Raw genomic sequence first — 25,863 nt, forward strand, 5'->3', positions numbered from 1 at the left:
GTTCTCCTCAGAAGGGATCAGGCAGGAAAGCGATTGCCGAACATCGGCAGTCCGCTCCTGGATTCGGCTTGTGTTGCTTCGTCCTGCAACACGTCCCAGTGCTCGGCGAGCTTGCCGTCCTCGACGCGCACGACATCGGCGGCGATCCACGCGGCCGGGCGCCCGTTGCCGGAAAAGCGGCCGTGCACGATCACGTAGTCGCCTTCGGCGAGGATCAGCCCGTGCTCGTAGCGCAGGGTGCTGGGAATGCTGCGTATCAGCTTGAACAGGCCGTCACGGCCCGGCTCGATGTGCGCGCTGTGCTGGATGTAGCGATCGGACCAGAAGGCTTCGGCCGCTTCGTAGTCGCGCTGGTTGAAGAGCGTATCGAAGGCCTTGAGGACCAGGGCCTTGTTCTGTTCGGGCGTGGTCTTTGACATGGTCGTTTCCTCTTCGAGGGTGGCCCTGGTGCGCCTAGGGGTGGAATTCAAATCACAATGGCGATCACCATTGACATGGCGTAGAATGGTCCCGCCCGAATTCAATGTCAATGGTGATCACCATTGTATTTTCCCTCCAAGGGGTGTCGGGTGGCCGGACAGGAGTAACCGTATGGGCGTTTCCAAGCAGCAAGCCATTGAAAACAAAAAGGCTATTACCGATGCGGCCGAGCGGCTCTTTCGCGAGAAGGGCGTGTCGGCGGTGGGCCTGGCAGAGCTGACCAAGGCGGCCGGGTTCACGCAGGGCGGCTTCTACAACCACTTCAAGTCCAAGGACGCCCTGGTCGCCGCCGTGATGGAGAAGGCGATGGAGGGCGGGGCCGCCGCGCTTTTGGGTGGGCTCGAGGCCTCCAGGGCGCAAGCGGCCGAGCCCATGAAGGAGTACATCGATTACTACCTGTCCCCCGGGCACCTGGCCGATATCGAGGCCGGTTGTCCGTTGACGGCGTTTGCGGGCGACGTCCGCCGGCTCGGCGAGGAGGCGCGGCAGCGGTACGCCCGCGGGCTGGACTGGAATTTCGATCAGCTGGCCGGTGTCATCGATGGCAACAGCGCGCAGGAGAAGCGCCGGAAGGCCATTGCGCTGTTCAGCCAGATGGTGGGCTCGCTGCTGCTTTCGCGCGCGGTCGCCGAGGCTGATCCCGCGCTCGCCGAAGAAATACTCAGGGACGGGCGGCTGCAGTCGTTGCAGGCCGTCGATGACGACGGCGCGCCGGAGCGCTGAGCGAACGCCAGGCCCTTGAGTGGCGACGCGCGCGGAGAGCGGCGCCCTCACCGCGCAGTGATGCGCCGCACACATGGGCTCGGCTACAAGTCCGGAACGACGGCGATGGCGATGCCTTGGCAAAAGCATCGGGTCACCGGCGTTTCCCGTCATGCACTGCTGAGGACCGCGATGGATACCACGCCGCTGTTTCGCCCTTTCCATCATGGACAGCTCAGCCTGCCCAACCGCATCGTCATGGCACCGATGACGCGACGCTTCAGCCCGGGCGGCGTCCCCGGCGCCGATGTGGTGGAGTACTACCGCCGCCGGGCGGCGGGTGGCGTCGGCCTGATCATCACCGAAGGCACCACGATCAACCGTGCCGCGGCATCCGACAACACCCGCATTCCCAACTTCCATGCGCCGGAAAGCATCGCCGGCTGGCAGCGGGTGGTGCAGGCGGTGCATGCCGAGGGTGGCAAGATCGCGCCGCAACTGTGGCACCAGGGCCTGGCACGCGCGGCCGGTGCGGGGCCCCACCCCGAAGCGCCGTCGGACGGCCCCACGGCCGTGGATGAGCGCTCACATGCGATGACCGACGCGGACATCGCCGACACCATCGCCGCCTTCGCTGCGGCGGCGGCCACGGCGCGGCAGCTCGGCTTCGACGCAGTGGAGCTGCACGGCGCGCATGGCTATCTCATCGACCAGTTCCTGTGGGCCACCACCAATCGTCGCGAGGACCGTTTTGGCGGCAACCCCGGGGAGCGCACGCGTTTTGCCGCGGAGGTCGTGCGCGCAGTGCGGGCCGCGACGGGGAGCGATTTCCCGCTGATCCTGCGGTTCTCCCAATGGAAGCTACAGGACTACGGCGCCCGCCTTGCCGACACACCCCAGGAACTGGAGCGCGTGCTCGCGCCGCTGGTCGATGCGGGCGTGGATATCTTCCATGCGTCCACGCGCCGCTTCTGGCAAGCGGAGTTCGCCGGATCCGATCTCAACCTGGCCGGGTGGGCGCGGAAGCTGACCGGCCGACCCGCGATCAGCGTCGGCTCCGTGGGTCTCGCCGGGCCCGACTTCACGGAGCAGGTACGTGGACAGTCCAGCGAAGCGCCCATCGGTTCGCTGGACGATCTGCTGCGCCGCATGGAGGCCAACGAGTTCGACCTGGTCACCGTGGGTCGCGCTTTGATCAGCAACCCCGACTGGGCCACCAAGGTACGCGAAGGTCGCTTCGATCAACTGCATGCATTCCGCAAGACGGACCTCGCCACACTCGCCTGATACGGATTGCATCTGCGCCGGGTGCGGTCTTGCTCGCGCAAGCACTGACACATTTCCATGACATCGCACATGGAAACATCGCCCGGCAACGCGCCCAATCGGCGGCGTCGTCGAGCACTGCGGATGGGCAAGCTTTGCCGGTCTCCACGTGCGGCTGTTTGATCTGGCCGCGCCTGCCCTGTTCGGCGCGCCCTTTTCTTCGCCCGTCCACAGGGATACGTCATGACCGTTCGCCACGATTCCAGCGTCGCATTCGACAACGAGCCGGATGCCACTCGCCAGTACTGGCATAACCGCCCGGAAAACACCTTGCCGCCGCCGGACATGCTCGGGCCGTATTCCCGCAACCGGCCATTGGCACCCGAAGGCGTAAACGAGCGCAAGGCATGGATCATCGGCGGCGGCATCGCGGGGCTGGCGGCGGCGTTCTACCTGATCCGCGACGGGCATATGCCGGCCGCCAACATCACCATCATCGAAGGACTCGATGTGGAGGGTGGTTCGCTGGACGGCGCCGGCAATGCGCAGGATGGCTACCTCGTCCGCGGTGGTCGCGAAATGAACTGGAACTACGACAATTTCTGGGACATGTTCCAGGACGTGCCGGCGTTGGAACTGCCGGCGGGTTTCAGCGTGCTCGACGAGTATCGCCTGGTAAACGACGCGGACCCCAACTGGTCCAAGGCGCGTCTCCTGCACAGGCAGGGGCAGGTCAAGGATTTCTCCACCTTCGGGCTCGACAAGTCACAGCAATGGGAGCTGATCCGCCTGCTGCTGAAGCGCAAGGAAGACCTGGACGACCTGACCATCGAGGACTACTTCAGCGACGGCTTCCTCAAGAGCAACTTCTGGTTCTTCTGGCGTTCCATGTTCGCCTTCGAGAACTGGCAGAGCCTGCTGGAGATGAAGCTGTACATGCACCGTTTCCTCGATGCCATCGATGGACTGAACGACATGTCGGCGCTGGTGTTTCCCAAGTACAACCAGTTCGACAGCTTCGTGCGGCCGTTGGCCAACATGCTGCGCGAGCAGGGCGTGAAGGTGGAGCTGGACACCCTGGTATACGACCTGGACCTGCGCACCGACGGTGCGGCGTACACGGTTACCGGCCTGCGCTGCGGCGGAGCCGGCGGCGAGCGGACGATACCGGTGGCGGCGGGCGACCTGGTGTTCGCCTTGACCGGGTCGATGACACAGGACACCGCCTATGGCGACATGGATACCGTGCCAGTGCTGGATCGCGAAAAGCTCGCCACGGCGCCGGAGGGCGGCTGGTCGTTGTGGCGCAACCTCGCAAAGAAATCGGCCATTTTCGGGCGACCCGGGAAGTTCTTCGGCAACGTCGACAAGTCGATGTGGGAATCCGCCACGCTGACCTGCAAACCCTCGCCGTTGACGGAAAAGATCCGCGAGCTTTCGGTCAACGACCCGTATTCGGGCAAGACCGCGACCGGTGGCGTCATCACCTTTACCGATTCGAACTGGGTGCTGAGCTTCACGGTGAACCGGCAGCCGCATTTCCCCGACCAGCCCAGGGACGTGCTGGTGGTGTGGGTGTATGCCCTGCTCATGGACAAGGACGGCAACCATGTGAAGAAGCCCATGCCGGCCTGTACCGGGCGCGAAATCCTGGCGGAGCTTTGCCATCACCTTGGCCTGGCCGACCAGATCGACGAAGTGGCGAAGCACACCAAGGTGCGCACCGCCCTGATGCCCTACATCACGGCCCAGTTCATGCCGCGCGCTGCTGGTGATCGCCCGCGCGTGGTGCCGGCCGGCTGCACCAATCTGGGCTTGCTCGGGCAGTTCGTGGAAACCCACAACGACGTGGTGTTCACCATGGAGAGCTCGGTGCGCACCGCACGTATCGCGGTGTACACCCTGCTTGGGCTGCGCAAGCAGGTGCCCGACCTGTCGCCCACGCAATACGACATTCGCCACCTGCTGAAGGCCGCGCGCACCATCAACAACAACCAGCCTTTCGTGGGAGAGCGCCTGCTGCATCGCTTGCTGGACAAGACCTACTTCGCGCACGTATTGCCGCCGCTTCCAGTGGACGAGCGCGGGACTCGCCAGAAGATCGATGACGAAGTGGTGTCGTTGCTTGGTGCAGGCAGTCACGCGTTGAAGAGCATCTCGGGCTGGCTGGACCAGTTCGGCGACAACCTGCGCAAGCGCAGGCGCTAGAGGCCCCGAGCATGTGAAAACGTTGCCGCTGATGCGCGGCCGCTGCATGTAGAAAGCTCTCGCGCGGCGTACATCGGGCGCGGCCACCAGGGTGGTGCGGCTGCATCGGTACACGTGGGGTCGGGCATTCACTCGCCCGGATTTACGGACCGAATGTCATCACGCATGAGCGTTTTCAAAAAGGTTTAAAGGGAAACGCCATGACGTTGTGCACATCGCCATGCCTGCCGGGTGGTGATATCTCTGGAAGCATCTCCATCACGGGCGCGCGCGGACCGGGCGTCATGCGCGGTGCGCCGTCGCGTGGCCAGGCTTGGCGATCGCGGGGGCGTCGAGCCGTGGTGTCATCAACGAGCAGATGCGTTCAAGAGGAGTGAACATGCTGCAACGACTGTCGACATGGTCTTTTGGATTGGCCTTGATGGCGCCGGCCCTGGGGTGTGCGCAAGTGGATCTCTCGGGGTTGGACAAGGGCATGGCCGGGCCGCGCAGCGAGGTGTTGGTACTTGGCAGCGTGCACCTTTCGCAGTTGCCCAAGGGTGCCCATGTCACGCCCGCGCAATTGCAGCCCGTGATCGATCGGCTGGCCGCCTATCGGCCCGGCATCATCACCATCGAAGGCCTTTCCGGCGAGACGTGCGATCTGATGGCGCGTCATCCCGCGGTTTACGACGCCGATGACGTCAAGACGTACTGCCCGGATACCTCGGCGGCAAGGGCGGCCACCGGGCTCGATGTGCCGGCGGCCATCGCCGAGTCCAGGCGTCTTCTGGATAGCTGGCCGAAGCAGCCCACGCCGGCGCAGCGGCGCCACCTGGCCGCGGTGTTCCTGGCCGCGGGCGATCCCGTGTCGGCCGTGGTGCAGTGGCTACAATTGCCCGATGCCGAGCGCCATGCCGGCGATGGCCTGAGCGAGGCGTTGGTGCAGCAACTGCGCAAGGGCGAAAGCCGCCCCAACGAAAGCAACCAGATTGCCGCCGTGCTTGCCGCGCGACTGGGCCTGCAGCGCGTGTATCCGGTGGACGACCATACCGGGGACAATATCGCCATCGACGATCCGGCGGCCTACGGCAAGGCGATCCGTGCTGCCTGGGCCCAGGCGGCGCCGAGGGCCCGGTCGATGAGGGAGCGTGGGGACGAGCTTGCCACCAAGGGTGACATGCTCGGGCTCTACCGCTTCATCAATGACCCGGCCAACCAGCAGCTGACCTCGGAATCGGACTTCGGCGCCGCGCTGAAGGATCCATCGCCGCAGCACTATGGCCAGCGCTACGTGGCAGGTTGGGAGGGGCGCAACCTGCGCATGGTCGCGAACATCCGCAGCAGCTTTTCCGACCGCCCCGGTGCACGCGTGCTGGTGATCGTCGGTGCAACGCACAAGCCATGGTTCGATCGCTGGCTGGGGCAGTTGCAGGGCGTGGACATGGTGGACGCGGAGAAGATCCTCGATGCCACCGCGGGCTGATCCGCCAGGCAGGGGCGCGGGACTCAGGCGGCCATCACTCGCCGTGCGAAGGTGCTGAAGGCCTCGGCGACTTCGCCGGGGTTGTCGATCCAGGGGAAATGTCCCGCGCGGGCAATCGGGCGCACCATCACGTTGGGCGTGTTGTATTTCGGTGCCGACCAGCCGCGTTGCGTCACGATGCGGTCGCGGTCGCCCCACAGGCGCAGCACCGGTATGTCGGTGGGCCACCATGCGGCGCGATAGCTGTGGTCGAAGCAGGCATCGGACCATTCCACGGCCGCGCTGTTGTAGGGCATGCGGGCAAGCAGCGCGCGCCCCACTTCGAGCGCATCGGCGGTGAAGTTCCACTCGGCGGACGACACCGCAAGCGTGGTCAGGTTGCCGATCGACTTCTCCTCGGCGTAAGCCACCGCGGCTTGTTCGAAGGCAGGCAGCGGGTACTTGCGCGTCATCTCCACATAGGCGGGATGCCACGAGGCGTCGGGCGCCGTATCCAGCAGCGCCAGGCCGCGCACCAGTCCGTGCAGCTGCGGGGTGGCGAGCAGGTACATGCCGCCGGTGGAATGGCCGACGTAGACCGCATTGGGCAGGACCTGCGCAGCCTCGACCAGTACCTGCGGCCACTGGCTGTAGGGATCGTCATCGTCGTGCAACGTGTTGGACCCGTCGCCTGGCAGGTCCACCAGCCAGATCTGTCCCGGCACCGCCATCGCATCGGCGAGCTCGTGCAGGCTCTCCGATCCAATGCCGGGGCCACCGGGCAATAGCAACCAGTTGAGGTGGTCCCCTCGCTTGGAGTGGAATCGCATCCTCACGCCGGATGGTGTGTAGCGTGTTTCCATCGTGGTCGTTCGCATGGCTTGGAAAACGGCCATGCTGCGGCAAGCCGCCTACACGGACTTTTCAAAACGCCCGCTTCCTTGCAGGGAAGCACGTTGCGACGAAGCGGGCGCCTTCAGCTCAAAGCGAGGTATCCAGCAAGGCTTGTTCGAGATCCGCATGGGCATCATCGACCTTGCGCTGGCGGTCGGCGATCTTCTGCGGGCTCTTGCCCTCGTCCTTCGCCTCCTGCAGCTCCTGCTCGCGTTCGGCCAGCTTCTGCCGGGCCTTGGTGACCTTCTGCTCCGCGTCCGAACGCAGCGATGCCTCGGTGCAGTGTGCCTTTACTTCGGCCAAAGCCCTTTGCAGTCCCTGCACGCGCGACGTGTTGCCATGGGCCTGGGCATAGGCGATCTCGCTTTCGATCGACTGCTGCTTGGCGTTGCATCCGCCCGTTTGCGCAAAGGCTGCGACGGGCAGGACGGACATGGCGAGCAGGGCCGCGGCGACAACAGGTTTCATGGGTGCTTCCTCGTGTTGAAGACGCCGGCACGAGGCCGGCGGTGATCCATCATGGCGTCTTCGCGAACAGCGGGTGTGTGTGTTTCGTGATGCCGGCCCGGGCGCCGCCGCCGGCGGGAAACGCGCGGGGAATGGAACGTGTGTTCGCATACTACCCCCGGGTATGTTAGGTTACTCCCCTCCAGTATCGTCAGGCACGGCCCATGCCCCACTCTGTCGAAGAAAAAAAGCGTGTTCTTGCCCGTGTTCGCCGCGTGCGCGGCCAGCTGGATGCGCTGGAGCGCGCGCTGGAGGAGGGGGCCGAGTGTGGTCCGATCCTGCAGCAGATCGCCGCGGTACGTGGTGCCATCAACGGCCTGATGGCCGGCGTGCTCGAAAGCCACCTGCGCGAGGAGTTTTCCCATCTTGCGCAAGCCAAGGGAGCGCCGGAGAAGTCCATCGACGAGGTGGTTTCCCTCGTGCGCTCGTATCTTCGCTGACCTGTTCGGGTGGCCACGCGTGCCGCCTGTCGTTTTCCATCCTTGAGTCTCTGGAACTGCCATGAAATCACGTGCCGCTGTTGCCTTCGCGCCGGGCAAGCCCCTGGAAATCGTCGAGATCGACGTCGAGCCGCCCCGCAGGGGCGAGGTGCTGGTGAAGATCACCCACACCGGCGTGTGCCACACCGATGCCTTCACGCTGTCGGGCGATGATCCGGAAGGCCTGTTCCCCGCCGTGCTGGGCCACGAGGGCGCCGGGGTGGTGGTGGAAGTGGGCGAAGGCGTCACCAGCGTGAAGCCGGGCGACCATGTGATTCCGCTGTACACGGCCGAGTGCGGCGAGTGCCTGTTCTGCAAGAGCGGCAAGACCAACCTGTGCGTCTCGGTGCGCGCCACCCAGGGCAAGGGCGTAATGCCGGACGGCACCACGCGCTTCAGCTACAACGGCCAGCCCATCTACCACTACATGGGTTGCTCCACCTTCAGCGAATACACCGTGGTGGCCGAAGTCTCCCTCGCCAAGATCAACCCGGAAGCCAACCACGAGCAGGTCTGCCTGCTGGGTTGCGGCGTCACCACGGGGCTGGGCGCGGTGAAGAACACGGCCAAAGTGCAGGAAGGCGACAGCGTGGCGGTGTTCGGCCTCGGTGGCATCGGCCTGGCGGTGATCCAGGGCGCCAAGCTGGCCAAGGCGGGTCGCATCATCGCCATCGACACCAACCCCGGCAAGTTCGAGCTGGCACGCAGCTTCGGCGCCACCGATTGCGTGAACCCGAAGGATCATGACAAGCCGATCCAGCAGGTGATCGTCGAGATGACCGGCTGGGGCGTCGACCACAGCTTCGAGTGCATCGGCAACGTCAACGTGATGCGTGCGGCGCTCGAGTGCGCGCATCGCGGCTGGGGCCAGTCGGTGATCATCGGCGTGGCCGGCGCCGGCCAGGAAATTTCCACACGTCCATTCCAGCTGGTCACGGGGCGACGCTGGCTGGGCACCGCGTTCGGTGGCGTGAAGGGTCGTTCGCAGTTGCCGGGCATGGTGGAAGACGCGATGGCCGGCAAGATCCAGCTCGAGCCGTTCGTGACCCACACCAAGTCACTCACCGGCATCAACGAGGCCTTCGACCTGATGCACGAAGGCAAATCGATCCGCACGGTCATTCACTACTGATCCATTGCCATCGACAGGCGTGGGCGTGTTCGACGCCCACGCACCTGGTGTCGAAGCCGTTGCCGGGATGCCGGCAACGGCCGATGGCTTCGCGGCCTGCGGCTCAGGAGATGGTCGCCGCCTCGCCTGCAAGGGCCGTTGCATCCTTGCGCGTTGCAAGCCTGACCAGTTCGCTCGGGTGGTCCGCGTAAAGCAACAACCATCGGCGCGGTGGCAGTGGCTTGCCGTTCCGGAGCAGCTCCACCCCAGTCATGGCGCCGGCATCGAGCTCGATGGCCAGGTTCGGCGGATCCAGTTCGCTCATCCTCAGCGTGTCACGCATCGCCACGCCCTGCGTTGCGGCCCAGGCATGGCGGGAGCCCTGCACGGGAACCGCGCGGACCATCGCGCCACGAGGCAGCTTGCCGCTGTGCCGTATGCTCCCGCCTATCCACAGCTGGTGATCATCGATGACATGCGGCACGGCCGCGACCACGCTGCGCGCCGCCAGTGCCCAGCCCACCGCATAAAGCCCGAAGGCCGCGATCAACGCGTGAACCAGCCAGGGATGGGTCGGGTGGCACAGCGCGACGATCACCAGCGACAACGGAACATCACCCATCAGCCCGACCAGGACCACCGGCAGCAGGACGCTGGTCACCGGCCCGTTGGCCGTTGTAAAACGTTGCCCCGGGGGATGGCTCGCGACAAGGGCAGCACTCGGCCGGGGGCGCCGAAGCAGGATGGCAAGACACTCTCGCCGAAGGCTGGGAGTTCGCGGCATTCGACGTTCCTGTCGTTGATCAGCGGGATACTAACGCCGCCGATCGCGATGTACGACGGAGTGCGGAGGCCGGAATGGCAGCTGCCGGGGCTGGCGTCTCGTCTGCCGACGGCGCGAGGAGATGTTCCTCGATCGCACCTGCATCGCGGGTGGGTGATGGCTAAGATGCTGGGGCGGTCGCAACCCCATAGCCGAATTCGATCTCAGGGCTTGCCATGCCGATCAAACGGGACGCGTCCACAGGCCATGCGTCCGTCCACAAGGGAAGAATCATCATGAAATGGAAAACCCGCGCTACACCGCTGTTGAAACTCGCCACTTGCGTGGCCATCGTGTGCAGTACGGTGCGCGTCGCCTCTGCCGAACCTGGCGGGTTGCCGCCCTGGCAGTTTGGCATGACACCGGAGCAGGTCTCGGCGTTTCAGGTATACGGTCCTTACAAGTCCTTCAGGAACGGTGACCTGGAAACCTATGCGGGAATCTTCAATGACCGTAAGGAGAATGTGCAGTTCTTCTTCCGGGATGGAAGACTCGCGCGCATCGGCATCTACCTCTATGAAGGCCAGGACGCCAAGGAGGCTGCCGCTACCTGGGGTCGTGCGTACGCAACGCTGAAATCCATGTTCGGCGAGATGGAGTTGCCCGGCCTCCAGCTTTCGGGTGAAGGTGATATCCCACCCGAGGCGGTAGGTGCCGCTGCCGGCGCCAACGTGGGCATGGGAAACAAGATGCAGATGGCGCCGATGCACCAGGGGGCTGACAAGTTCGTCTTTGGCAGCTTCTGGCGGGCGAGTGTGCAGGGCCACATGTTTTATTACGTGACGGTGATGTACGAACCACCGCATGGATAACCGAAGGCGTCGCCTGGTTTTCACCTGCCCTGAACAATCCACGCGCCCGCGCGACACGATGCCCGCCTGGCGTTTGTGACAAGCGGGGCGCCCCCCGCGCCACGGCGTAAAACCGCAAGAACCTGGACCGCCAGACCCCACTAGCTGTGCTACATTTTTGAACAGGCGGCGGGGTCTATCCCCGTCGTCGCCACGGAGATTTTCGAGCAACGTCCATCGCCCCTTGGGGCGGTATGTCTAGCCAGATTTCCCGGGAGCGCAAGCGATGGCACTCACGCGCCGCGAGTTCATCAAGTTCACAGGCCTGGGGCTGGCCGCGTCCGGCCTGGGCGTACTCGGCTTTGGAGCCTCCGGCGAGGCCCAGGCCGCCGCCGTCAGGCCGTTCAAGCTCACCCACGCGACCGAAACGCGCAACACCTGCACCTATTGCTCGGTCGCCTGCGGCATTCTGATCTACAGCATGGGCGACCGTGCCAAGAATGCCCGTTCCAACATCATCCACATCGAGGGCGATCCCGATCATCCGGTGAATCGCGGCACGCTGTGTCCCAAGGGCTCGGCCTTGCTCGACATCGTGCATGCGCCCACGCGCCTGAAGGCGCCGCGCTATCGCAAGCCGGGTGGCACGGAGTTCGAGGAAGTCTCCTGGGATTTCGCGCTGGACCGCATCGCGCGCCTGATGAAGGACGATCGCGACAAGCACTTCATCGCGAAGAACGCCGCCGGCACCACGGTCAATCGCTGGACCAGCGTGGGCATGCTGGCAGCCTCGGCGTCGTCCAGTGAAACCTCCTACCTCACGTGGAAGGTGGTGCGTTCGCTCGGCATGGTGGTGTTCGACAACCAGGCGCGCGTCTGACACGGACCGACGGTGGCCAGTCTGGCCCCATCATTCGGTCGCGGTGCGATGACCAACACCTGGCAGGACATCAAGAACGCCAACGTCGTGATCGTCATGGGTGGCAATGCCGCCGAGGCGCATCCGTGCGGCTTCAAGTGGGTGATCGAGGCGAAGATCGAGAACGGCGCCAAGCTCGTCGTGGTCGATCCGCGCTTCACGCGCACGGCGTCGGTGGCCGATTACTACGCGCCCATCCGCCCGGGCACGGACATCGCCTTCCTCAGTGGGGTGATGCATTACCTGCTGGAGAAGGATGCGATCCAGCACGAGTACGTGCGCGCGTACACCAATGCCAGCCTGATCGTGAAAGACGGCTTCGGATTCCAGGATGGCCTGTTCAGCGGCTACAACGAGGAAACCCACGCCTACGACAAGTCGAGCTGGGATTACGAACTGGACGAGCAAGGTTTTGCCATGTCCGACGACACCTGGCAGAACCCGCGCTGCGTGATCAACCTGCTCAAGCAGCACGTGTCGCGCTATACGCCGGAGATGGTGTCGCGCATCTGCGGCACGCCGCAGGACAAGTTCCTGCATGTGTGTGAGCTGATCGCCAGCACCGCCGCGCCCGACAAGGCCATGACCAGCCTGTTCGCGCTGGGCTGGACGCAGCATTCGGTGGGCGCGCAGAACATCCGTTCGATGGCGATGGTGCAGTTGTTGCTCGGCAATATCGGTGTGGCCGGTGGCGGCATGAACGCCTTGCGCGGGCATTCCAACATCCAGGGCCTGACGGACGTCGGTCTGCTTTCCAACCAGATGCCGGGCTATATGAACCTGCCGCTGGACAAGGAAATCGATCTCGACACGTACATGAAGACCAAACTGTTCAAGCCGCTGCGTCCGGGGCAGACCAGCTACTGGCAGAACTACCGAAAGTTCTTCGTGAGCTTCCAGAAGTCGATGTTCGGCGACGCGGCCACGCAGGACAACAACTGGGCCTTCGATTGGCTGCCCAAGCTGGACGTGCCGCTGTACGACATCATCCGGGCGTTCGAGATGATGAACAACGGGCAGATGACGGGCTACATCTGCCAGGGCTTCAACCCGCTGCAGGCGTTCCCGGATCGCGGCAAGATCCGGCGCGGCCTGAGCAAGCTGAAATTCCTGGTCACCATGGATCCGCTGGACACCGAGACCTCGCGCTTCTGGCAGGATTTTGGTCCGCAGAACCCGGCCAAGTCCGCCGAGATCCAGACTGAAGTGTTCCAGTTGCCCGTGACCTGCTTCGCGGAAGAGAACGGCTCACTGGTCAATTCGGCGCGCTGGCTGCAATGGCACTGGAAGGCCGCCGAAGGGCCTGGCGTGGCGCGCTCCGACATCTGGATCATGAGCGGCATCTTCCATCGCCTGCGCGAGTTGTATCGCAAGGAAGGCGGCGCCTTCCCCGATCCCTTGCTCAACGTGACGTGGAAATACACCGATCCGGTGAGCCCTGATCCGGAAGAGCTGGCCAAGGAAATGAACGGCCGCGCGCTGGCGGATCTGGTCGATCCTGCCACCAACACGGTGGCGACCAAGGCGGGTACCTTGCTGGATGGCTTTGCGCAATTGCGCGATGACGGCACCACCGCGTCCGGTTGCTGGATTTTCGCAGGCTGCTTTACCGAAAAGGGCAACCAGATGGCGCGGCGCGATGCCACCGATCCGCGCGAGCAGGGCATCGCGCCGAACTGGGCGTGGGCGTGGCCGGCCAACCGGCGCATTCTCTACAACCGTGCCAGCGCCGATCCGGACGGCAAGCCGTGGAATCCGGCCAAACCGGTGATCACCTGGAACGGCACGCGCTGGGTGGGCATCGACGTGCCCGACTATGGCCCCACGGTGAAGCCGTCCGATGGCGTGGGTCCATTCATCATGAATGCCGAAGGCATGGGCCGCCTGTTCGCCCGCGACCTGATGGCGGAAGGGCCGTTCCCCGAGCACTACGAGCCGCTGGAATCGCCGGTGGAAAACGTGCTGCATCCCAAGGTGCAGAACAATCCCGCAGCCCGCGTGTTTGCCGATGACCGCGCGGCGTTTGGCAGTCCCGACAAGTTCCCCTACGTGGCTACCACCTACCGACTTACCGAGCACTTCCACTACTGGACCAAGCACGCGCTGATCAATGCGATCCTGCAGCCAGAGGAGTTCATCGAGATCGGCGAAGTACTGGCCAAGGAAAAGGGCATCGAGCAGGGCGGCTGGGTGAAGGTGTCGTCCAAGCGCGGCGAGGTGGTGTGCAAGGCCTATGTCACCAAGCGCATCAAGCCGATGATGGTGGATGGCAAACCCACGCATGTGATCGGCTGCCCCATCCACTGGGGTTTCACCGGCCAGGCCAGGAAGGGCTATGGAGCCAACACGCTCACGCCGTCGGTAGGCGATGCCAATACGCAGACCCCGGAGTTCAAGGCATTCCTCGTCAACGTCGAAAAGACCCACGCACCGGTAGCAGCCTGAGGCCAACGTCATGTTCGATCTGCAATCGCAAGACTACGTCCGGCGCTCCGCATCGACCATGACGCCGCCCATGGCGCGCAGCCATGAGGAGCAGGTGGCCAAGCTGATCGATGTCAGCCGCTGCATCGGCTGCAAGGCCTGCCAGGCAGCGTGCATGGAATGGAACGACCTGCGTCCGGAAATCGGCCACTTCGAGGGTTCGTACCAGAATCCCGACGACCTCGGGCCCAGCGTGTGGACGCTGATGAAGTTCGCCGAGTACGAGAACGAGCAGGGCAACCTCGAGTGGCTGATCCGCAAGGACGGCTGCATGCACTGCGAGGACCCGGGTTGCCTGAAGGCTTGCCCGTCGCCCGGCGCCATCGTGCAGTACGCCAACGGCATCGTCGACTTCATCAGCGACAAGTGCATCGGCTGCGGCTACTGCGTGAAGGGTTGCCCGTTCGACATCCCGCGCATCAGCAAGCAGGACCACAAGTCGTACAAGTGCACGCTGTGTTCCGACCGCGTGTCGGTCGGCCTGGAGCCGGCCTGCGTCAAGGCCTGTCCCACCGGGGCCATCATGTTCGGCTCCAAGGCCGACATGAAGCAGTGGGCGGGTGAGCGCATCGAGGACCTAAAATCGCGCGGCTTCGAGAACGCCGGCCTCTACGATCCCGCTGCAGTGGGCGGCACGCACGTGATGTACGTGCTGCACCATGCGGACAAGCCGTCGCTGTATTCGGGCCTGCCCGACAAGCCGGAGATCAGTCCGGTGGTGCGTGGCTGGAAGGGCATCATCAAGCCGCTGGCACTGATCGGCATCGCGCTGGCCGCGCTGGGCGGATTCTTCCACTGGATTACCGAAGGCCCGAACGAAGTGACCGACGAGGACGAGGCCGAAGGCGAGCGCGTGCTGCGCGAGTCGGAGACGGAGAAGACGCCATGAGTCCCGCCAAGACCGTGATCGTCCGTTACAACAGGGTCAATCGCGTCAACCACTGGATCACCGCGATCTGCTTCGTGCTGCTGGTGCTGTCGGGACTGTCGATGTTCCATCCGCTGCTGTTCTTCCTGTCCGGCCTGTTCGGCGGCGGACAGTGGGCGCGTGCGGTGCACCCGTGGATTGGCGTGGTGCTGCTGGTCAGTTACCTGGGCCTGATCGTGCAGTTCTGGCGCGAGAACCTGGTGCACAAGGACGACGTGGAGTGGATGAAGCAGATGCGTTTCGTGGTGGCCAACGATGAGGCGCATGTGCCGCCGGTCGGCCGCAACAACGCCGGCCAGAAGTTCGTGTTCTGGTCGATGACCCTGTTGATCCCGGTGCTGTTCTTCAGCGGCCTGCTGATCTGGGAGGTGTACTTTGGTGAGGCTACCTCGATTCCGGTACAGCGTGTGGCGGTGCTGATTCACAGCCTGGCAGCGGTGGCGGCCATCCTGGTGTGGGTGGTGCATGTGTACGCGGCGATCTGGGTGCGCAACTCGGTACGCGCGATGACACAGGGCTACGTGACACCCGGCTGGGCCTGGCGGCATCATCGCAAGTGGCTGGAGGAAATCGCTTCCGGCCATGACAAGGCAACCCTCAGGAAGCGTCCGTGAAGCAGGCCGGCACCCCTCCCACCGGCAAATGGACCGGCCCATCCCACGCCGGCGTCAAAGCACCGGATCCGATTCTCCTGCCCGACCCGGCAAGGCGCTTCATGGCCACCGCGCAACGGCTGGAGCAACTGGCCGACGGCCATCCGCTCGACGCGTGGCTGCGTTTCCTGGCGGCAGTGGCCCGGGCCCAGCATGCGGTGGCGGCGATACGGGCGCCGTCCGCCGCACCCGGTGCGCAGGCCGTGGCGCAGGCTGTCGAGGCGCGACTTCCGCCGCTGGCGGCGGATGGCCACCAGCGCGACAAGGGCTGGCACGAAGGACTCGGCCTGCTGCTGGCTCGCATGGATCGCGGCGTGTTGCCGGATGCCGCGATGGATGCCATCAAACAGTTGCAGGCGATGGATGCGGTCGCCGTGGACAAGCTGGCCGACCGCTTCCTGCGTGGTGGACTGGCCGCGTCCGAGATCGGCATGGCCGTCTACGTGGCGGCCGCCCTGCAGGTGTACTTCACCTGCGCGGCGGCGCAGTTGCAGGCCGCTGAGTTGCGCCTGCTGGACGAGCGCGCGCTTTGCCCGTGCTGTGGTTCGCCATCGGTGTCCGGCTTGATCACGGCAAGCGGCGTGACGCCCGGTACCCGCTACCTGTATTGCTCGCTGTGCTCGACCGCGTGGAACCACGTGCGCGCGGTATGCATCACCTGCGGAGGCACGCGCGAGCTGCTGCTGCAGTCCATCGACGGCGATGACGGCGTGGTCAAGGCCGAGACCTGCTGCGAATGCCACACCTACGCCAAGCTGCTGTACCAGCTCAAGGACACGCAGGTCGATCCGTATGCCGACGACCTCGCCTCGCTGGGCCTGGACATGCTGGTCAGCGAGGAGGGCTACGCCCGCCATGCGCCCAACCCGCTGCTGCTGGTGGGCGATGGCGAGGCGATGGTCGACTAGGGCGTACCCGCGCGCCCTCAGTGCATGCCCAGCGCCGCGGCGATCGCGCCGCCGAGGATGCCGAAGCCGACCACGGCCACGGCGATGGTCACCAGCATGCGCAGCGGGAACGAGCGCGACAGCATGGTCAGCGACGGCAGGCTCACCGGCGGCAGGGTCAGCATCAGCGCGGCGGCCGGGCCACCACCGAGGCCCAGTGCCAGCATGGCCTGTACGATCGGCACCTCGCCGGCCGTCGGTATCACGAACAGCATGCCGGCCAGCGCGAGCGCCACGATCCAGAACCATTGGTTGCCGATTTCCGGCCCGATGTGCGGAAACATCCACGCGCGCACCGCGCCCAGCAGCAGCACGATCACTACGTATTCGGGAATCAGCCGCACGGTCATGCGCAGGAAGATCCGTGCCCAGCGCGCACCGACCTCGGCCAGCGTGCGGGATTCCTCTTCCATCAGCGGTGTTTCCACCAGCACCGGCTGGCTGGGCCCGGCCATGCGGTTGGCCAGGTGACCCAGCCCGAACACCATGGGTATGCCCAGCACCACGCGCAGCAGCGTCCAGTGCCAGCCGAGCACGAAGCCGGTGAACACCAGCGTGGCCGGATTGAGCACCGTATTGCCCAGCCAGAAGGCCATGGCCGCACCCGGCGCGGCCTGGTGCTTGCGCAGCCCCACCACCACCGGTGCGGCGCAACAGGTGCACATCATGCCGGGTACCGCCAGCAGGCCACCGACCACCACGCTGTCGAAACTGCGTCGGCCCAGTGCGCGCTGCACCCAGTTCACCGGAAGCAAGGCCTGGATACCCGAGCCCAGCAGCAGGCCCAGCAACATGGCCTGCCAGATCGCCTTGCCGTAGGCGAGCGCATAGCCCAGCGCGGCGTCCCACGAGGGCGCCGGGGCGCTGGCCTGGTCACCCATCAGGATCGAATGGCCGATGGCATGCTGCGACGCGGCCACGAAGGCACGGTCGTAGTACGGATGCCATTTCACGTAGAACAGGCCGGTCACGGCCAGCAACACAAAGACCAATACCGAAACGCGCAGGGTGCGCGCACGCTGCACTGCGATGGCCATGGATCCTCCTGCAGACAATCAGGGAGGTGATGGCCCTACAGGGCACGCTGTTGTCCCCTGGAGCCGCAGGCCGGACGCACTGCAGTGGGGGCAAGACCTTGGAGCGGCTGCGAATCGCAGCATGCTACAGCCGGTGCGTGAAGTCACCATGGCGCGGGTTTTGTGACAGCTTGACCCACCCCGGCCCTCACCGCAGCATAGGCGCGACCCCGAGTCTTCGTCGTCGCGCCCGCGCAGCTGTCGCCGGGGCCCGGCGACGTCACTGGATGAGCGCCATGACCGAACGCGAGGCCGGATCACTGCGTCACCTTCCTGCAGTCGCCGCCGTGCTGGCGACGGCGCAGGCGACCCAGTTGCAGGAACGCCACGGACGACTGGCCACCACGGACGCCATCCGCCAGGTGATCGACGAGGCGAGGGAGCTGCTGCGCGCCTCCAAGGCTGCCGCGCCCGGTGCCGATGAGCTGGCCCAGCGGGCCGGCGCTGTGCTCGATGGCCGCCAGGCCGGCCTGCGTCCGCTGTTCAACCTCACCGGCACCGTGTTGCACACCAACCTTGGCCGCGCGGTGCTGGCGGAGGCGGCCATCGACGCCGCGGTGGCGGCGATGCGCCACGCGGTGGCGCTGGAGTACGACCTGGCCGATGGCGAACGGGGCGAGCGCGACGATCATCTGCGCGAGCTGCTGTGCGGGCTCACCGGCGCGCAGGACGCCACCGTGGTCAACAACAACGCGGCGGCCGTGCTGCTCTGTCTCAACACGTTCGCGCTGGGACGCGAGGCGGTGGTGTCGCGGGGCGAGCTGATCGAGATCGGCGGCGCGTTCCGCATGCCGGACATCATGACGCGGGCAGGCGCGCACATGGTCGAGGTGGGCACCACCAACCGCACCCATCCGGCGGATTACCGCAACGCACTGCATGCCGACACCGGCATCGTGCTCAAGGTGCATACCTCCAATTACCGCATCCAGGGTGTCACCGCCGAGGTCGCCGCCGCCGAACTCGCCGCCATCGCCGATGCTGCCGGCGTGCCACTGCTCAACGACCTGGGCTCCGGCAGCCTGGTCGATCTGTCCCGCTACGGCCTGGCCCGCGAGCCCACCGTGCGCGAGGCCGTGGCCGAAGGGGCCCGCCTGGTGACGTTTTCCGGCGACAAGCTGCTGGGCGGTCCGCAGGCCGGCTTCATCGTGGGCGATCGTGAGCTGATCGATCGGATCAACCGCAACCCGCTGAAGCGCGCGCTGCGCGTGGACAAGCTGCGGCTGGCTGCGATCGAAGCCACGCTCAGGCTGTACCGCGATCCCGATCGCCTGGCCGAACGCCTGCCCACGCTACGCGTCCTTGCTCGTCACAAGGGCGATATCGAGGCGCAGGCGCACCGTTTGCTGGCCAGCATGGCCGGGCGCCTGGGCGAAGCGTTCACGGTCGAAGTGGGCGATTGCCTCAGCCAGGTCGGCTCCGGCGCGCTGCCGCTGGACACGCTCGCCAGCGCGGCGCTGCTGATCCGTTCGCGTGGCAGCCAGCGGAGGCTGGACGCGCTGGCCGCCGCCTTGCGTGCATTGCCGCGCCCGGTCATCGGGCGCATCGCCGATGGCGCGCTCTGGCTGGACCTGCGCTGCCTGGCGGAGGCGGATGAAGCGCCGCTGCTGGCCTCGCTGGCGCAACTGGATGTCGAAGGGATGGCCACGCACGCTCCATGATCATCGGCACCGCGGGCCATATCGATCACGGCAAGACCGCGCTGGTGCGGGCGCTTACCGGCGTCGATTGCGACCGGCTCAAGGAAGAGAAGACGCGCGGCATCACCATCGACCTCGGCTTCGCCTACCTGCCGCTGACGGATGGCATCACGCTGGGTTTCGTCGACGTGCCGGGGCACGAGCGCTTCGTGCACACCATGGTGGCCGGGGCCAGCGGCATCGACTTCGCCTTGCTGGTGGTGGCCGCCGACGACGGCGTGATGCCGCAAACGCTGGAGCATCTGGCGATCCTGGATCTACTGCAGGTCGAGCACGGCCTGGTCGTACTGACCAAGGCGGATCTCGCCACGCCCGAGCGGCTGGCCGAAGTACATGCACAGATCCGCGCCGCCACGGCCGGCGGCGTGCTGCAGGATGCCGACATCGTGCCGGTGTCATCAATCACCGGGCAGGGTGTGGAAGGCCTGCGCGAACGGCTCGCCGCCGAGGCGCGCAGACACGCCGCGCGCGCCAGCGACGGCCGGTTCCGTCTGGCGGTGGATCGCGTGTTCACCCTGTCAGGCATTGGCGTGGTCGTCACCGGCACCGTGCTGGGCGGCGTGGTGCAGGTCAAGGACGAGGTGCGCGTGAGCCCATCGGGCCTGCGCGCGCGCATGCGCTCGCTGCATGCGCAGAACCAGCCGATGGAGCAGGGCCGCGCCGGCGATCGCTGCGCACTGAATCTGGCCGGCGAACACGTGGGCAAGGACAGCATCCATCGTGGCGACATGGTCGTCGATCCCGGCTTGCATGCGCCCACCGACCGCATCGACGCGCGTCTGCGCCTGCTGTCCAGCGAGACGAAATCCATCGGGCCGTGGCACCCGGTGCGCCTGCACCACGGCTCGGTGGAAGTCGGTGCGCGTGTCGTGCCGCTCGAGGGCGACGCCTTGCAGCCGGGCGAGGTGGCGGACGTCCAGCTGGTCCTGGCTCGCCCCATCGCTGCCGCCGCGCTGGATCGTTTCGTGCTGCGCGATGTCTCCGCCCAGCGCACGATCGGCGGCGGCCAGTTCATCGACCTGCGGGCGCCGTCGCGACAGCGACGCACGCCCGAGCGCGTGGCCCAACGCGCCGCGTTGGCCATGGCCGATCCGCAGGCGGCGTTCGCCGCACTGCTCGATGCTTCGCCGTACGCCTGGGACCTGCTGGCCTTCGGACGCGATCGTGCGCTGTCCACGGACAGGCTCGACGCCATCGCCGCCGCCCTGTCGCCAGTGATCTTCGATCTCGGTGAACAACGCATCGTGCTTGGCCGTACGCATTGGCAGCGTTTCGTCGAGAGCCTGCTCGATCATCTGCAAACCTTTCATGCCGCCCATCCGGACCTGCAGGGCGTCGGCCGCGAAAAGCTGCGCCTGGCGGTGCAGCCGCGCCTGCCGCCCGGCGCGTTTGCCCTGGCCCTGCTGCACGCGGACCTGGCGGGGCGCGTGGTGCGCGATGGTGCCTTCGTGCGCCTGGCCGGGCACACGCTGAAGCTCGGGCCGGAGCGCGAGGCGCTATGGCAGGCAATCGCGCCGCTGCTGGGCGGCGAGACGCGCTTTCGCCCGCCGCGCGTGCGCGATATCGCAGCGGTCCTCAAGCGGCCCGAAGCGGAGATTCGCCAGACGATGAAGTTCGCCGCGCGGCTCGGGCTGGCCGACGAGGTGGCGCACGATCATTACTTCCTGCGCGTGACGGTACACGAGATGGTGCTGATCGCCGCCGAGCTGGCCGCGCAGGCGAAGGACGGCCAGTTCACCGCGGCGCGGTTCCGCGACCGGCTGGACAACGGTCGAAAAGTGGCCATCCAGATACTAGAATTCCTCGACCGCCAGGGCGTCACGCTCAACCACGGCACCTTGCGGCGAATCCAGGCGCGGTATCTCGACCTGTTCGGACCCGCCCCGCAATGACCCTGCAGCATGGAAGAGAATCGTCTCCGGTGGGGCGTCCGGACTTCAAATCCGGGTGAGGCAGCCAAGACTGTCTCGGGTGGGTTCGACTCCCATTCTCTTCCGCCATCTCCGGCGGCCTGGTCAGATCACCTCGATGCCCGGCGTGCCCGCGGTCGCGTTGCCGATGATGCTGGCGCGCGGATAGCCGGCCGCCTCGATCTGCGCGCGAATGGCTGCGGCCCGCTCCGGCGGGCAGGCCACCAGCAGGCCGCCCGACGTCTGCGGATCGGTCAGCAATGCGCGCTGCCACTCCGGAAGCTGGTCGGGCAGCTGCACATCGTGGCCATAGCTGCTCCAGTTGCGCTTCGAGGCGCCGGTGACATAACCGGCCTGCGCCAGCGCCTGGGCCTGCGTGAACCAGGGGATGCTCGCCTGGTCGATGCGCAGGCGCAGCCCGCTGGCGCGTGCCATCTCCATGGCATGCCCCAACAGTCCGAAGCCGGTGACATCGGTGATGGCATGCACGTCCGGATCCTGCGCCAGTATGTGGCCGACGCGGTTGAGCAGCGTGGTCGAGGCCAGCATCTCGGCATAGGCCTCCGCAGGCAGCGCCTGCTTCTTGAAGGCGGCCGAGTAGATGCCGACGCCGATGGCCTTGGTCAGGATCAGCGCGTCGCCCACCCGCACATCACCGTTGCGCCTTATGTCGGTGGGTTTGCAGATGCCGATGGCCGCCAGGCCATAGATCGGTTCGGCCGAATCGATCGAGTGGCCACCGGCGATGGGGATGCCGGCCTCCGCGCAGATGGAGGCACCGCCGGCCAGGATCTCGCGCACCGTGGCCACGTCGAGCTTGTCCAGCGGCATGCCCAGGATGGCCAGCGCCATGATCGGCTTGCCGCCCATCGCGTACACGTCGGACAGCGCGTTGGCGGCGGCGATGCGGCCGAAGTCGCGCGGATCATCGACCACCGGCATGAAGAAATCAGTCGTGGCGATCACGCAGGTGTGCTCGTCCACCTGCCACACGCCGGCATCGTCGCTGGCCTCGGTGCCCACCAGCAGCTGCGCGAACGGCGCGGCCGCCGGTTGGTTGGCCAGCAGCTGCTGGAGCACGGAAGGTGCGAGCTTGCAGCCACAGCCACCGCCGTGGGCAAGATCGGTCAGACGGACAGAGTCCATGCCAGATCCTTGGAGGGTTCGCAAAGCAAGACGGCCCAGTGTCCAGCAGCATAGCGTGAGCGATGCGTCGAAACGCGGGCGACGATGCCTGTTTTCGGCTAATGTCGAGCGCGGCCCCGGGGTTGGATGTCGTTCATGGGCCGTGGGTTCGACCGTCAACGAGCGCGGTGAAGCGGAGTGCCGATGAGCGAGATTGATAGCCGCCTGGCCGCCCTTGGCCTGATCCTTCCGCCGCCTTTTACCGTTCCCAGCGGATTGCGGCTGCCGTTCGACTTCGTCCAGGTCGACGGATCGCGCGTATTCGTGTCCGGCCATGGACCGCAGGGACCGGACGGCCTGATGGCGCCGCCATTCGGCAAACTGGGCGAGGAGCTTACGGTGGAGCAGGGCTATCAGGCTGCGCGGCTCGTCGCCCTTTCCATGCTTGCCAGTCTCAGGCGCAGCCTCGGCGACCTGGACCGGATACGGCGCTGGCATCGTGTGTTCGGCATGGTGAATTCCGCGCCGGGGTTCACCCAGCAGCCGCAAGTGATCAATGGATGCTCCGACCTCATCCTCGAGGTGTTCGGGCCGGAGCGGGGTGCGCATACGCGCAGTGCCGTGGGCATGGCTGAGCTGCCGTTCCATACCCCGGTGGAGATCGAAGCCGAGCTTTCGATCCATCCGTGAACCGCCGGCCGGGGCGAGGGCCGTGGCGAGCGGGCGGTGCGTTGACGTTCCAAGGACTGGTGCAGCCTGTATCGTTTCGCGCTCCCCCTCCCTGACCGGTCCGGAGACCTGCGCATGACCACCCTGCTTTTGATCCGCCACGGCGAAGTGGAGGGCATCACGCCCCCGATCTTTCGCGGCCGCATGGACCTGGCGTTGACAGACAGGGGCAGGCATCAGGCCGAACGCACCCGCGACTTCGTGCGTGCGAACTGGGTGCTGGACGGGATCTATTGCAGTCCGTTGTCGCGTTGCGTGCGGACCGCCGCGACCATCGGCGGTGCTTTTCACCTGGAAGGCACGCCGCTGCCGGGGCTCACGGACATCGACTACGGCAACTGGAACAGCCGTCCGGTGGCCGAGGTCGAGCAGCGCTGGCCTCGTGAGGCGGGGCTGTGGAAGACGGCGCCGCACCGCTTTCGCATACCCGGCGGCGAGACCATCCAGGAAGTGGCAGCGCGCGCCACCGATGCGCTGGCCGGGGTGCTCGCGCTGCATGGCGAGGACACCGTGGCGGTGGTCACGCACGACAGCGTGATTCGCGTCCTGCTGTGCCACATCGCGGGGCTGCCGTTGTCCAGCTACTGGCTGTTCCAGCCCTCGCCCTGTGGCGTCAGCATCGTCAAGGCCGGTGAAGCGTTTGCGGTCCAGGCAGTCAACAGCACGCAGCACCTGGCCGGGGCCTAGCCGTGCATGCGATCGCTCGCGTGGCTCAACGGCGGCCGATGTCCTCGAGATAGGCGCAGAACATGTCGGCCATGGCATCGGCGTAGAGCGTGATGTCGCGGGGGCTGCGAGGGCTTTCCGAATATGCCTTGCCCACGGCGCTGAGCGTGGCGGTGATCAGTGCACTCGCGGCCGCACGCGCGGCCGGCTTCGACTTGGGCAATGCCTCGCGCATGAATGACTGGAAGGTACGAGCGCTGGCCGCGCGTGCCTCCCGCGCTTCGGGCGCATCGCGATAGAGCGGCGCGGCGTCGCTGAGGGCCACGCGCATGGCGGCTTCCTCGCATTCGGAGCGGATGAAGGCATGCACCAGCCTGCGCAGCCGCTCAAGTGGCGGCGTGCCGGTCTCTTCGAGGATCGTGCGCAGCAGGTCCGTGGTCTGTCGCCATTCGTCACTCTGCAGGCGGAACAGGATGGCGGCCTTGTTCGGGAAGTATTGATAGACCGAGCCCACGCTCACGCCGGCACGCTCGGCCACGCGCGCGGTAGTGAAGCGCGTGGCGCCTTCCTTCGCCAAAACCTGAACTGCCGCTTCGAGGATGGCGGCCACCAGTTCGTTCGAGCGCGCCTGTTTGGGCTGTTTTCGCGAGGAAATCTGCGCAGTCTTGCGTGCAGTCATGGGTGGTCCTGCAATGCGAATAGGAAACGTGACGAATTCGTCGCATTCTAGTCCGGCGCAACTAACCACGCATCCCATTACCGGAGATTCGCATGACCACGCTTACCACCGCCCCCGTGGCGCCCATGCTGGAGCGCCTGTTTGCCGATGCCGATGCCACCTCGCTTGCCTCGGTTCCCGATCTGGCCGCGCTCTCATCGGAAGAGCGCGGCAAGCTGATGCGGAGCAAGACCGCATACCGTGATTTCTACAGCCGGCTGAAGGACCTGCCGCTCGCCGTGTCGAAGGAAACCGGTGTGCTGTTGTACATGCTGGCGCGCAGCTGCCGCGCCCGGACCATCGTGGAGTTCGGCACCTCGTTCGGCATCTCGACGCTGCACCTGGCGGCCGCATTGCGCGACAACGGCGGCGGTCGGCTGATCACCAGCGAGTTCGAACCAGGCAAGGTGGCACGTGCCCGCGAGAACCTCGCCGCCGGTGGCCTGCTCGACCTGGTGGAGATCCGCGAAGGCGACGCGCTGCAGACGCTGGGCGTGGACCTGCCCGATTCCATCGACCTGCTCCTGCTCGATGGGGCCAAGTCGCTGTACCCGGAGGTGCTGGACCTGCTGGAGAGCCGTCTGCGGCCGGGTGCAATGATCGTGGCCGACAACGCCGACTACAGTCCGGACTATCTCGCCCGCGTGCGTTCGCCGCAGCATGGCTACCTGTCCACGCCGTTCGCTGAAGACGTCGAGCTGTCCATGCGCCTGGGCTGAAGCGGACTCCGGCCCGCGCACCCTGCGCATGAACTTGCCGAGTCCGGCCCGACCCGGGCCCGGTGGAGATCGCGGGTGGGCCCCAGGCCTGGCGGTCGCGGACGAACACATCGGCTCCACGGTCGTGCATATGAAGATAGCCCCACGGACCAGGAAGGTCCGGCCACGCTGGCGGTACAGCCGTGCCGCTCCAGCGGGCCATCCACGGGACCGGGTCAACCTTCGCAGAGGTGGGGGCCGTGAAGCGACGTACGAAGCGACGCCTGGTCAGATCGCTGCTTACCTGCGCCGTGGTGGCGCTGGTGGTGATGCTCGCGCTGCTGGACAAGTGGCGGCGGCCCGCAGCCGATGCATCGATCGCGGCGCAACGCGCGGTGGATGTCGCCGTACAGGCCTGCCAGGCCAAGTTGCAGCCGCGGCTGCGTGGCCAGGTCGAGCGATGGCAGTTGCTTCATTGGGACAGCAGTCCGCAGGGCGTGAACCTCACCTTCGTCGGCGATGTCGACGGCAAGACCTCGTTGTATGCCTGCGATGCGGCCCCCTCGGGGCCGACGGTCGCGGTCATCGGCTCGCCCTGACGCTGC

The 25,863-nt window shown here is 66.0% G+C and carries 24 protein-coding genes and 1 tRNA gene; 18 read left to right on the forward strand and 7 right to left on the reverse strand.

Annotation, left to right across the window (positions count from 1 at the left end; genetic code table 11):
* Window positions 1-17: 17 nt before the first annotated feature.
* Entirely contained in the window at window positions 18-419 is a 402-nt protein-coding gene (locus tag DVU99_RS11380; protein ID WP_114240332.1) for a nuclear transport factor 2 family protein, read from the reverse strand.
* Window positions 420-591: 172 nt separating this feature from the next.
* On the opposite strand from DVU99_RS11380, the gene DVU99_RS11385 reads away from it, so the two are divergent.
* The 4 genes from DVU99_RS11385 to DVU99_RS11400 all read left to right on the forward strand — a co-directional run bounded on the left by DVU99_RS11385 (window position 592) and on the right by DVU99_RS11400 (window position 6,121).
* The gene (locus DVU99_RS11385; protein WP_114240333.1) at window positions 592-1,203 is read left to right on the forward strand and encodes a TetR/AcrR family transcriptional regulator; all 612 of its coding nucleotides are present in this window, start codon (window positions 592-594) and stop codon (window positions 1,201-1,203) included.
* 171 nt (window positions 1,204-1,374) lie between these two features.
* Window positions 1,375-2,469: an NADH:flavin oxidoreductase gene (locus DVU99_RS11390; RefSeq protein WP_114240334.1), complete on the forward strand. Its 1,095-nt coding sequence runs from the start codon at window positions 1,375-1,377 to the stop codon at window positions 2,467-2,469.
* Between the two features lie 222 nt (window positions 2,470-2,691).
* The gene (locus DVU99_RS11395; RefSeq protein ID WP_114240335.1) at window positions 2,692-4,656 is read left to right on the forward strand and encodes an oleate hydratase; all 1,965 of its coding nucleotides are present in this window, start codon (window positions 2,692-2,694) and stop codon (window positions 4,654-4,656) included.
* A gap of 379 nt (window positions 4,657-5,035) precedes the next feature.
* Entirely contained in the window at window positions 5,036-6,121 is a 1,086-nt protein-coding gene (locus DVU99_RS11400; RefSeq protein WP_114240336.1) for a DUF5694 domain-containing protein, read from the forward strand.
* A 23-nt stretch (window positions 6,122-6,144) separates the two neighbouring features.
* Here DVU99_RS11400 and DVU99_RS11405 read toward each other — a convergent pair whose 3' ends face one another.
* Entirely contained in the window at window positions 6,145-6,930 is a 786-nt protein-coding gene (locus DVU99_RS11405) for an alpha/beta fold hydrolase (protein WP_198670282.1), read from the reverse strand.
* A gap of 151 nt (window positions 6,931-7,081) precedes the next feature.
* Window positions 7,082-7,462, reverse strand: a complete 381-nt coding sequence (locus tag DVU99_RS11410) for a DUF1090 domain-containing protein (protein ID WP_114240338.1) — start codon at window positions 7,460-7,462, stop codon at window positions 7,082-7,084.
* 203 nt (window positions 7,463-7,665) lie between these two features.
* On the opposite strand from DVU99_RS11410, the gene frmR reads away from it, so the two are divergent.
* Both frmR and DVU99_RS11420 read left to right on the forward strand, forming a co-directional pair.
* Entirely contained in the window at window positions 7,666-7,941 is a 276-nt protein-coding gene (gene frmR, locus DVU99_RS11415; RefSeq protein ID WP_114240339.1) for a formaldehyde-responsive transcriptional repressor FrmR, read from the forward strand.
* A gap of 61 nt (window positions 7,942-8,002) precedes the next feature.
* Window positions 8,003-9,112, forward strand: a complete 1,110-nt coding sequence (locus DVU99_RS11420) for an S-(hydroxymethyl)glutathione dehydrogenase/class III alcohol dehydrogenase (protein ID WP_114240340.1) — start codon at window positions 8,003-8,005, stop codon at window positions 9,110-9,112.
* Between the two features lie 103 nt (window positions 9,113-9,215).
* On the opposite strand, the gene DVU99_RS11425 is transcribed toward DVU99_RS11420, so the two are convergent.
* Window positions 9,216-9,752 (reverse strand): hypothetical protein, encoded by a 537-nt coding sequence (locus DVU99_RS11425; protein ID WP_114240341.1) that lies wholly within the window; start codon window positions 9,750-9,752, stop codon window positions 9,216-9,218.
* A gap of 398 nt (window positions 9,753-10,150) precedes the next feature.
* Between DVU99_RS11425 and DVU99_RS11430 the strand changes: the two genes are divergently transcribed.
* From DVU99_RS11430 to fdhE, 5 genes are all read left to right on the forward strand, one after another.
* Window positions 10,151-10,726, forward strand: coding sequence for a hypothetical protein (locus DVU99_RS11430; RefSeq protein ID WP_157971415.1), 576 nt, complete (start codon window positions 10,151-10,153; stop codon window positions 10,724-10,726).
* A 265-nt stretch (window positions 10,727-10,991) separates the two neighbouring features.
* A complete protein-coding gene (fdnG, locus tag DVU99_RS11440; RefSeq protein WP_157971416.1) occupies window positions 10,992-14,069 on the forward strand; it encodes a formate dehydrogenase-N subunit alpha in 3,078 nt (1,025 codons plus the stop codon).
* A 10-nt stretch (window positions 14,070-14,079) separates the two neighbouring features.
* Window positions 14,080-14,997 (forward strand): formate dehydrogenase subunit beta, encoded by a 918-nt coding sequence (gene fdxH, locus DVU99_RS11445; protein WP_114240345.1) that lies wholly within the window; start codon window positions 14,080-14,082, stop codon window positions 14,995-14,997.
* On the forward strand, window positions 14,994-15,650 hold the full coding sequence (locus DVU99_RS11450) for a formate dehydrogenase subunit gamma (protein WP_114240346.1): 657 nt from the start codon (window positions 14,994-14,996) through the stop codon (window positions 15,648-15,650). Before fdxH ends, DVU99_RS11450 begins: the two co-directional genes overlap by 4 nt.
* Window positions 15,647-16,597 carry a formate dehydrogenase accessory protein FdhE gene (gene fdhE, locus DVU99_RS11455; RefSeq protein ID WP_114240347.1) on the forward strand — a complete coding sequence of 317 codons (951 nt, stop codon included), beginning with the start codon at window positions 15,647-15,649 and terminating at the stop codon, window positions 16,595-16,597. The genes DVU99_RS11450 and fdhE overlap by 4 nt, the downstream gene beginning before the upstream one ends.
* 17 nt (window positions 16,598-16,614) lie before the next feature.
* Here the strand turns inward: fdhE and DVU99_RS11460 are convergent, their stop codons facing one another.
* Window positions 16,615-17,673 carry a permease gene (locus DVU99_RS11460; protein ID WP_114240348.1) on the reverse strand — a complete coding sequence of 353 codons (1,059 nt, stop codon included), beginning with the start codon at window positions 17,671-17,673 and terminating at the stop codon, window positions 16,615-16,617.
* A gap of 266 nt (window positions 17,674-17,939) precedes the next feature.
* Between DVU99_RS11460 and selA the strand changes: the two genes are divergently transcribed.
* The 3 genes from selA (at window position 17,940) to DVU99_RS19765 (ending at window position 21,412) form a co-directional block, all read left to right on the forward strand.
* Window positions 17,940-19,373, forward strand: a complete 1,434-nt coding sequence (selA, locus tag DVU99_RS11465; RefSeq protein ID WP_114240349.1) for an L-seryl-tRNA(Sec) selenium transferase — start codon at window positions 17,940-17,942, stop codon at window positions 19,371-19,373.
* Window positions 19,370-21,304, forward strand: a complete 1,935-nt coding sequence (gene selB / locus DVU99_RS11470; RefSeq protein WP_114240350.1) for a selenocysteine-specific translation elongation factor — start codon at window positions 19,370-19,372, stop codon at window positions 21,302-21,304. Before selA ends, selB begins: the two co-directional genes overlap by 4 nt.
* A gap of 11 nt (window positions 21,305-21,315) precedes the next feature.
* A tRNA-Sec gene (locus DVU99_RS19765) sits at window positions 21,316-21,412 on the forward strand.
* Between the two features lie 15 nt (window positions 21,413-21,427).
* On the opposite strand, the gene selD is transcribed toward DVU99_RS19765, so the two are convergent.
* Window positions 21,428-22,468, reverse strand: a complete 1,041-nt coding sequence (gene selD, locus DVU99_RS11475; RefSeq protein WP_114240351.1) for a selenide, water dikinase SelD — start codon at window positions 22,466-22,468, stop codon at window positions 21,428-21,430.
* 183 nt (window positions 22,469-22,651) lie between these two features.
* On the opposite strand from selD, the gene DVU99_RS11480 reads away from it, so the two are divergent.
* Together DVU99_RS11480 and DVU99_RS11485 are read left to right on the forward strand one after the other, a co-directional pair.
* Window positions 22,652-23,137, forward strand: a complete 486-nt coding sequence (locus DVU99_RS11480; protein WP_114240352.1) for a RidA family protein — start codon at window positions 22,652-22,654, stop codon at window positions 23,135-23,137.
* Between the two features lie 114 nt (window positions 23,138-23,251).
* A complete protein-coding gene (locus DVU99_RS11485) occupies window positions 23,252-23,863 on the forward strand; it encodes a histidine phosphatase family protein (RefSeq protein ID WP_114240353.1) in 612 nt (203 codons plus the stop codon).
* A gap of 25 nt (window positions 23,864-23,888) precedes the next feature.
* Here the strand turns inward: DVU99_RS11485 and DVU99_RS11490 are convergent, their stop codons facing one another.
* Window positions 23,889-24,521 (reverse strand): TetR family transcriptional regulator, encoded by a 633-nt coding sequence (locus tag DVU99_RS11490; RefSeq protein WP_114240354.1) that lies wholly within the window; start codon window positions 24,519-24,521, stop codon window positions 23,889-23,891.
* 92 nt (window positions 24,522-24,613) lie between these two features.
* On the opposite strand from DVU99_RS11490, the gene DVU99_RS11495 reads away from it, so the two are divergent.
* Together DVU99_RS11495 and DVU99_RS11500 are read left to right on the forward strand one after the other, a co-directional pair.
* On the forward strand, window positions 24,614-25,279 hold the full coding sequence (locus DVU99_RS11495) for an O-methyltransferase (RefSeq protein ID WP_114240355.1): 666 nt from the start codon (window positions 24,614-24,616) through the stop codon (window positions 25,277-25,279).
* A 239-nt stretch (window positions 25,280-25,518) separates the two neighbouring features.
* Complete coding sequence (locus DVU99_RS11500; protein ID WP_157971417.1) at window positions 25,519-25,857, forward strand: hypothetical protein; 339 nt, start codon at window positions 25,519-25,521, stop codon at window positions 25,855-25,857.
* Window positions 25,858-25,863: the final 6 nt, after the last annotated feature.

This window comes from Dyella sp. C9, from assembly GCF_003332825.1.
GTDB lineage: Bacteria > Pseudomonadota > Gammaproteobacteria > Xanthomonadales > Rhodanobacteraceae > Dyella.